Annotated in this window: 9 protein-coding genes and 4 pseudogenes; 2 read left to right on the top strand and 11 right to left on the bottom strand. The window is 51.6% G+C overall.

All coding sequences use genetic code 11. The features are described 5' to 3' along the window. The 7 genes and pseudogenes from EH228_RS01715 to EH228_RS01690 all read right to left on the bottom strand — a co-directional run. On the bottom strand, positions 1 to 908 hold a 908-nt coding region (locus tag EH228_RS01715; protein WP_193323249.1), incomplete at its 3' end, for a DUF2235 domain-containing protein. Between the two features lie 184 nt (positions 909 to 1,092). Next, a complete protein-coding gene (locus EH228_RS01710; protein ID WP_193323248.1) occupies positions 1,093 to 1,476 on the bottom strand; it encodes an MbeD/MobD family mobilization/exclusion family protein in 384 nt (127 codons plus the stop codon). Beyond that, positions 1,466 to 1,696: pseudogene (locus tag EH228_RS01705) on the bottom strand (MobC family plasmid mobilization relaxosome protein); the annotation flags it as partial. The pseudogene EH228_RS01705 and the gene EH228_RS01710, both read right to left, overlap by 11 nt. A 725-nt stretch (positions 1,697 to 2,421) precedes the next feature. Then, positions 2,422 to 2,706, bottom strand: coding sequence for a type II toxin-antitoxin system RelE/ParE family toxin (locus EH228_RS01700; protein WP_152319975.1), 285 nt, complete (start codon positions 2,704 to 2,706; stop codon positions 2,422 to 2,424). Then, complete coding sequence (locus EH228_RS01695) at positions 2,694 to 2,972, bottom strand: CopG family ribbon-helix-helix protein (protein ID WP_152319974.1); 279 nt, start codon at positions 2,970 to 2,972, stop codon at positions 2,694 to 2,696. The genes EH228_RS01700 and EH228_RS01695 overlap by 13 nt, the downstream gene beginning before the upstream one ends. Before the next feature lie 334 nt (positions 2,973 to 3,306). Then, positions 3,307 to 3,438, bottom strand: coding sequence for a hypothetical protein (locus EH228_RS20620; RefSeq protein ID WP_275065349.1), 132 nt, complete (start codon positions 3,436 to 3,438; stop codon positions 3,307 to 3,309). Between the two features lie 175 nt (positions 3,439 to 3,613). Next, positions 3,614 to 4,006 carry a lysozyme inhibitor LprI family protein gene (locus EH228_RS01690; protein WP_193323247.1) on the bottom strand — a complete coding sequence of 131 codons (393 nt, stop codon included), beginning with the start codon at positions 4,004 to 4,006 and terminating at the stop codon, positions 3,614 to 3,616. A 162-nt stretch (positions 4,007 to 4,168) separates the two neighbouring features. On the opposite strand from EH228_RS01690, the pseudogene EH228_RS01685 reads away from it, so the two are divergent. Continuing rightward, positions 4,169 to 4,853 (top strand): annotated as a pseudogene (locus EH228_RS01685) (IS1 family transposase). 50 nt (positions 4,854 to 4,903) lie between these two features. Further along, positions 4,904 to 5,392, top strand: a pseudogene (locus EH228_RS01680) (IS6 family transposase); the annotation flags it as partial. Positions 5,393 to 5,512: 120 nt separating this feature from the next. On the opposite strand, the gene EH228_RS01675 reads toward EH228_RS01680, so the two are convergent. From EH228_RS01675 to EH228_RS01660, 4 genes and pseudogenes are all read right to left on the bottom strand, one after another. Then, positions 5,513 to 5,923 (bottom strand): helix-turn-helix domain-containing protein, encoded by a 411-nt coding sequence (locus tag EH228_RS01675; protein WP_152319973.1) that lies wholly within the window; start codon positions 5,921 to 5,923, stop codon positions 5,513 to 5,515. Then, a complete protein-coding gene (locus EH228_RS01670; protein WP_152319972.1) occupies positions 5,920 to 6,231 on the bottom strand; it encodes a type II toxin-antitoxin system HigB family toxin in 312 nt (103 codons plus the stop codon). Before EH228_RS01670 ends, EH228_RS01675 begins: the two co-directional genes overlap by 4 nt. A 685-nt stretch (positions 6,232 to 6,916) precedes the next feature. After that, a pseudogene (locus tag EH228_RS01665) lies at positions 6,917 to 7,278 on the bottom strand (cupin domain-containing protein). A gap of 75 nt (positions 7,279 to 7,353) precedes the next feature. Beyond that, positions 7,354 to 7,786 (bottom strand): helix-turn-helix domain-containing protein (locus tag EH228_RS01660; RefSeq protein ID WP_152319971.1); only part of this gene is annotated, 433 nt, incomplete at its 5' end.

The following is a 7,786-nucleotide window of genomic DNA, read 5'->3' as shown; positions in this document are numbered from 1 at the left end:
ATGCTGTTCAGGCTGAAGTTATACCGGCACTCGTGCATTGCGCTTATCTGAAACACCGTCTGCGCCACTGAGGGACGCAGCTCAAGATTCACGCCGGGGTTGCTGCGCCCGTTGAGGCCGTAAAAGTTCAGCAGGCTCCCGATGGCCGCCACCGTGTCAAACAGCCCCAGAAAGCGCACCTCTCCCGCCACCTTTCCGTGGTGTCCCGTCAGCGCCAGCCCCCTGTCTATCGCGGTCGCTATCGCCGCGTCCTGGTGCATCACCCGGTTGGCAAAGTGCCGTGCCGCCGCCGCACCGCGGCTGAACCCGAACACGTCAAACTGCACCTTCGCGATCGCCACTTTGTCACGGTTAAGTTTGATAAAGCGGGTCAGCTCTGCGCTGATCTTGTCCAGCGCCTCATCGGTCTTCGTCACCACCCCTTCAAACTGCCGGATAAGGCTGCTTCCCAGCCCCAGACCCAGCACCGAATCGCTCTCTCCGTCCGCCGTCCCGATCCCGCTGACGTAGGCTTTGACCTGTGCTTGCGTCTCGCTGTCGTTGAGTTCATCACTGAGCTGATAAAGGTCAAACAGCCGGGAAATATTGGTGATGCCGCCCTGCCAGCTGGCGTTACCCAGCCCTGCTCTGGCGTGCTTTTCGTACTTTGCGCACGATCTGGCCCGCTCCTCGCCAACCAGACCGGCACAGTGGGCATACGCCAGACGCAGATCGTCGGAGTTCGCCCGGTTGTTCCCCGTACCGTCAAAGAACACCCCCACCGTCAGCGTGATCCCCCTGACCGGTACCCGCCGGCACCGGATGACTTTTTCACTGCATAAAACATCGGTGTAGTGCGTGTCGTCTCCGGTAATTTCATACCGGTGATAGCCGGTATGACCCGGTTCAGTATTCTCGCCTGCTGCCATAAAAAATCCCTTTAATCTGAAAGGTTAAATCAGGCACATCATACCCGCATCCGCCCTTAACCCAAATCAGCCCGCTACAGCTCCAGCGACGGCCCCGGATACTCCCGCTCTTTCAGCTGTTCCTTCTGGCGCTGCTCATGCACCACCTGCGCACGCGCAGCCGCCACCTCGTACTCGTGCCGCTTCACTGACGGCTCAAACGACTCAGTTGCACGCTCAAGCGCTCCACCTGCTGACTCAAGCGACTGACCTGCCCGCTCAGCCGCCCCTTGTCCCGGTGCTCCACCCACAGGACGCTGTACTGGTCTTTATCGAGTCCGGGCATCAGAACCCGCTCAAAGCTCTCCATCAGCTTCTCACACTGGCCCAGCGGTAAATCTGCCTCCGCGAACGACAGTACCCCGGACGTGTATTTCTTCGCATACGGCGAGGCGTCGATAAGCTCCCGCACCTCTTCCGGCTTCCCCTGCAGGACGCTGGCGCCCTCCCGGTTACGCTCCTTCCCCAGCAGGTAATCCACCGGGCCGGAACCGCCGCCGCGCCCTCTGGCGTGAAATTTAACTATCATCGGCACGCCCTTTTTCCAGCACCGCATGGCGCAGTCGCTCAAGTCCGGCATCAATGGCCATCAGCGCGGCCACCACCTGCACCCGGTCATGACCGGACCACGCCTCGCTGTTCACTTTGCGGGCTGTCTGGCCCATCCCGGCAAGCTGTCGCAGCAGCGCCGGCGCAAGTGTGGGAAGTTTACCGGCGCGGGCCGGCTTCTCGTCCAGGCACGTCTTCCGTCACCCACAGGGTGAGCATTTTGGTGCGTTTCTCTGACAATCAGGCCTCCTGATAACCCCGGGACGGGCGGGAAATTCTTTCCCGGTCGGAGCAGGGTTGGACAAGCCGCAGGCGCGTCAGTGGCTTTCAGCGGGTTTCAGCGGGTTTCAGCGGGTTTCGGGGCGCAGCCCTGAACCAGTCACGTAGCGCTAGCGGAGTGTATAGGGGTTTGAAGCGCAATGGAACGGAAACGTACGTTAAGAACGTAACCATATGATTTTATATTTATAAAGTCATAGTCTGTCGAACAGGGTTACCTTGATTTGATTACCGGGTTTATTAACACTGGAAACGCCGAAAACCGCATGGCTACTGACATCAACAGAAAAAATAAACAAAACCCTCGTTTTCTTTACTCACTAAATATGCTCAAGAAATGCACTTAGCGTACGATCTCGTACGGTTGGGCTTCAGACCCCAACGCTATCAGCTGCTCCTTCCGATTTTTTTCTGTTTCAATCGCCTGATGATTGTCACTGTACCGCGACACGTGCAGTCAGTGGTTTCCGCTGCTGGCAGATGATGCAATGGCGGTATCAGATAAAACAGGAGCAAGACGATGAAGGCATTAATGACAATAGCGTTGGCTGTGAAGGTCGTGGGGTTGGTTCTGGAGGCGCTGATTCTGGCTATTGAGTCAGGTTTATTTCAGCGTTAAGGCGGCGGAAAACCCTCCGCCTTAACATCATGACCAGCCTGTTTCGCGCTGGTGTCGCACAGCCAGAATGGAAACAACATCGGTATCGATGCGATAGAGGACACGGTTACCGAAGCTCACAGGCCATTCCCGGTATGCAGAAGGGAGTTCTTCAACCGGGCGACCTGATGCTGGCTGATGGGCCAGAATTTTGACGCTATTGCGGATCTCGCTGACCGCATAACGGGCGGCTTTTAGATCCCTTGGGGCCAGAAAGCGGTACAGACGCTGAACGTCGGCCACTGCCTGTGGTGTCCAGCTCAGCGATGGCATTCAGGCGGCTCCACGTCGTTACCTGCTGCCAGCTGTGCAAGCCATTCGTCGGCTTCTTCGGCGGTGATATGCAGCCCGGTTCGCTGAAATTCTTCCCAGGCATTTTGTGCATCGCGTAAATACGCTTCACGCTTTTCTTCCCGCTCAACATACTGCGTGATGGCTTCACGCATGATCCAGTGTGCGGAACGGCGACGGGATTCAGCCAGGTGCTGAATACGGTCTTTGAGTTCATCGTCGAGTTTGACTGATGTGGCAGAAGTCATGCTTCACCTCGGTAGTGCAAGGTAATACCTTTGACTACTATAGTGTGAGGCAAAGGTAATTGCCAGAAATACGGGTTACACTGGCTGTTCATCGCCAAAACCGGGCTCATGCACCTGGCTACATAGCCATGCATCCGGGTATGATTTATCCGGTGTGTTTCTGGTGGATTTTCGGGTGGTTTGTTGCCTCTTTTACCGGTTATCCGTCAGAAACGCCCTGAGTGTGTTTTAGCGGTGCGTACAATAAGGGGTTATGGTAAATCGTTACCGACGGCAGACGTAAAAAAAAGCCCCGAAGGGCTTTTGACTGAATCAGGGTGTACTCCTGATTTTCTTACTTTTTACCTGTGGATTTACTCGGTTTTAACGCCGGATTATTCCCCGGGGTGTCTTTATTGTCACGACGACGTTGATCCGATTTTCCTGTTGATTTAGTAATCGGTTTTGGGCCAGGTTTAAGACTCATGATCGTTTTCCTTGAAATGAGCAAGAGACGACACCCGAATGATGTCGCTCCTTTCTTACGTGGGGGACCTGCCTGGTATTTCAATATCTTGCATTGCATTTTTTGTGGTTATTCGCTTGCGTTCACACATTTCGATGTTACTGATAATTTTGACGATTATGGAAAATCGGGGAAATTAATTTCCAACGTTACTTAGCCATTCCAGTGTGTCCGCGCGTTCCTGTGTCATCTCAAGTTCGCATCCAGAGCTGAACAATATATCGATCGTTCCCCCTGTTAACGTGGCTTGCATCCCGCAATTCGCCTCTTTGTATTTGAGCCATAGACGCTGTGTATCTCGCAGATTTATCTTTTGCTCTGCGGAGAGCGTAGACATTGCCCGCTTATAGTTTTTATTCAGTCGGGCATCCTGTTTCTTCAGCTCCTCCTGATTACAGTTGAGCATGCTGGACGTCACACCTTCACTTTTATCCATGCAGGCTTTGTAATCTGCGGAGTAATTTTCAGCAGCGGTGGCATGTGATGAGAGTATCAGCAGGAAAGCAGTTACTATGATAATCCGGTGCATGGAGCAGTTCCTTCTGTCAGTCGGTTGTTTATTTATTCGGTAACATATTAACCATTAAAGGGAAATTTTGGTTATGTCTTGTGCAGTGTATTATGGGGAAATGGTCAAGTATTCAATGTGTTGACATGTCTGTATAATTCTCGATTTTACGGGTAAGGATTTATGGCTCTGGTTGACGTGAAATGTCCCTTTTGTGAACGTATTGATGCTGTTAAAAAACATGGGAGCGGTAAGGCCGGGCACCAGCGTTACCGCTGTCAGTCATGCTGTCGTACTTTCCAGCTTGATTACGCTTATCGCGCCTGCCGGCCGGGTATGAAAGAGCAAATTGTTGACCTTGCAATGAACAATGCCGGTATCCGGGATACCGCACGGGCGTTACATATCAGCATTAATGCTGTCGTGCGCACGTTAAAAAACTCTCGCCCCGATGTGTAACCACTCTCCCTCTGGATAACCTGCAAATTCAGCTCATTTGCGAAGTTGATGAAATGTGGTCATTTGTGGGAAGCAAAAAGCGGCAACGCTGGCTGTGGTATGCCTGGGAGCCGCGTCTTAAACGTATTATTGCCCATGCTTTGGGGGCTCGGAGTAAAAAGACGCTGAAAAAATTACTGGGGTTACTGTCAGGCTTCAACGTTGCCTTCTGGTGTACAGATAACTTCAGCGCCTGGGACATGCTGCCGGATAAAAGACACATACTGGCAAACGCATTGAACGTGAAAACCTGAACCTTCGTAACCGGTTAAAGCGACTAAATCGCAAGACTCTCGGATACTCAAAATTAGCGGAAATGCACGATAAGGTTATCGGCACATTCATCGAGCGTGAGTATTACCTACAATAACCAGATCTACACATTGAATACATGACCTTTTTTTGTGATGTTACCTGCCCATGTCCCTGATCCGAAAAGCCTTCAAACGCCTGCATTATCCCGCTGATGTCATTGCCCAGTGTGTTCGCTGGTATCTGGCTTATTCCCTGAGCCTGCGTAATCTCGAAGAGATCATGGCAGAACGTGGCGTGGTTGTTGATCATTCGACGCTTCACCGTTGGGTCATCCGCCGGGTACCGTTACTGGATAAGGTCTTTCGGCAACGTAAACGCACAGTGGGTCGCCGGTGGCGAATCGATGCAACCTACATCAAAGTTAAAGAGCAGTGGAAATATCTGTACCGCGCGGTCGATACGACGGGTCAAACCGTCGACTTCCTGCTGACCGCCAGGCGTGACGCGGCAGCGGCGTTGCGCTTCTTTCGTAAGGTTATCCGTCATCACGGCGCACCTGAGGGGGTGACCATCGATAAAAGTGGCGCCAGTACGGCGGCACTGGCTACAGTCAATGCCGACAAATCAGAAGAAGAGATTATCACTATCAGGCAGTGCAACTTTTACTGACATCACACTGTTAATGCGACAAAACCCGTTAGATGTCATTGTTGTCTAAAACCACCCTGTTTTAGACAACAAAAAAACAGAAAACGAGCCGCTTTGCGGTCCATCTTAAAAAAACAGCCCGGGTGACAAACCAAAGCGCGCGCAGAGTGCGCGAATATGCGTGATAGTCAGTTGCCGCTCACCGTTCAGTATTCGGCTGACCAGCGACTTTTTGCCGATTTCATTCTCAAAATCGCTGAGAGTCAGGTTGTGCTGATCGATTAGTGTGCGCAGAACGCCCGGACCCGCCGCAATATCTTTCTGTCTGGCATTGAATTCAGCCAGGTCTGCAGCATTATCCTCATAGTGTTCAATCTTCGCGCAGAGCATATCGACAAGCGGGTTATCCGGTTCGTGCTCAACAAGATATTCAACCAGTTCCAGCGCCTCATCATAATCTTTGCGGTCGCTACTGCCAGCCAGCAGCGGGACGATAGCCGCCAGTTGGTTGGATAATTTAATGGCTTCGGTAATCATTCAGGTACCTCCCGGTACTTTTTCACTAATTTGTCATACTCAGCATGGGTGCAGATATGCTTAATAAATATCTTCCCCCGGCCAAAATCTGCGAAAAACATCACCCTCAGATGGTTGCCGCTGACATCTATCCCCCACCACTTTTCGCGGTACTTCATCCGGTCAAGACTGGCATACAGTGCTTTCAGTTCGTCCGGGTTGGTGAAATTACCCTGCTTCAGTTGTCGATAAAGTAAATCCAGTGCGCTGGCGCCATTGGGGTACTTTTTTGCTGCCAGGTCAAACGGCACTCTTGAAACTACATGCACTCTGCGGAGCCCCTTTCGTTTCCATCATGGAAACAATCATGCCATAACCTGCCTGTGTTGACAATATGGAAACCAAAATAGTGCGTATTTCGGCCTGAAAATTCATTGCGGAATTTTGCAGAATTTTGAATCCTGATTTTTCCTTACCAGTTCTTTGTCGCACCAGTGCTGGCGCGGTGTTGGCAGCTTTGCAGTTTGCAGAATTTCGTGCATAAACAGCGCGCGGGTGTGGTGGGGGACACGCGCCCGCTGAGGGTGTAAGGTGGTGGCCGTCATCCCGCGCTGGGATCTGCTGCCTGTGCAGCAGCATCCACACGCAGTCTGCCGAACACAGACGGATTCACGGGGAATGTACGCCATAGACTTGAACCGCTGAGAATGGCGTACAGACGCGCACAATGGAAAGATGCTTTCGCTACTGGTCTGATGATGGAATTAAAGGTGAAAAAAACCGGCCAGGACGGCCGGTTAGTAGATGCAGTATTCTGTCAGCGGTGGAGCATTATTTATATTGGCTCAGACTTGTTCTGCTAGTGCTCAGAATAAGAACATGACTAAGCCTGCCAGGCGGCAACGAGCGAAAAGCGGGCCTAAAAGCTCAAACTGAGTGCGTAGTAATATCGATACAGCTGTGTGTTCTCCTATTTCAAACCAGCCTGACTGGCTGGTTTGAAATCACCTGAGCTTAGATCCAGATATCGTTTTCTGCGGTGCGTTCCCCACCTTCATGTCCGGTATTCAGGACACCACAGGGCTCTATCATCATCATTTTTACCGTCGTTTCAGCTGACGTTTATGTTCAACGCCTTTTGGCACAACGTACATTTCCCCTGGATTGACGAGGACATGGCCGTCGCGAAGATCAATACGTAACACGCCCTCGACCACGATAAAGGCTTCATCGGTTTCAGGATGCGAGTGCCAGATAAAGTCACCCGCTATTTTCACGATTTTAAATTGGTAATCGTTCATTTGCGCGATGACCTTTGGCTGCCAGTGAGCGTCAAAGAGAGAGAACTTCTGTTCCAGATTTACCGGGAAATACATGGTGACATTCCTTTATTGTTAAGAAATGTCGAGGGTAAATAATAAGGCGGTGTCGGTCTTGAACGATCGTGCAACTCAGGCACGGGGTTGTTGAATAAATGTTTGCCAGCGGCCCGGTGAAATGCCAAAGGTTTTTATAAACTGGCGCGTCATATGACTTTGATCTGAGAACCCCGCCTCTGCAGCAGACTCTGCAAGTGACTGGCCCGTTTGAATCAGATAGCGGCAGTATGCGAGACGACGCATTGTTACATAACGATAGGGACTGGTGCCGAAAAGTGCACGAAAATCCCGGCTGAGGCTCCAGCGATCTCTACCGCTGACAGCAGATAATGTATCCAGCGTAATATTCTGACAGAATTCAGATTGTATATATTCGCGCGCACGTTCTGCAGACTGATAATCCACAAGACAACGGTGAAAACGTTGCCCGCCTACTACAGCCAAGGTCTGTGGGGCGGCCCCGAGAAACACCAGACAGTAGATGTATCTTAAAATAAAAGATAGG

It is taken from the genome of Erwinia endophytica (genome assembly GCF_009295515.1).
GTDB classification, from domain to species: Bacteria; Pseudomonadota; Gammaproteobacteria; order Enterobacterales; family Enterobacteriaceae; genus Erwinia; species Erwinia endophytica.
This window is presented reverse-complemented; position numbering and strand designations above follow the sequence as displayed.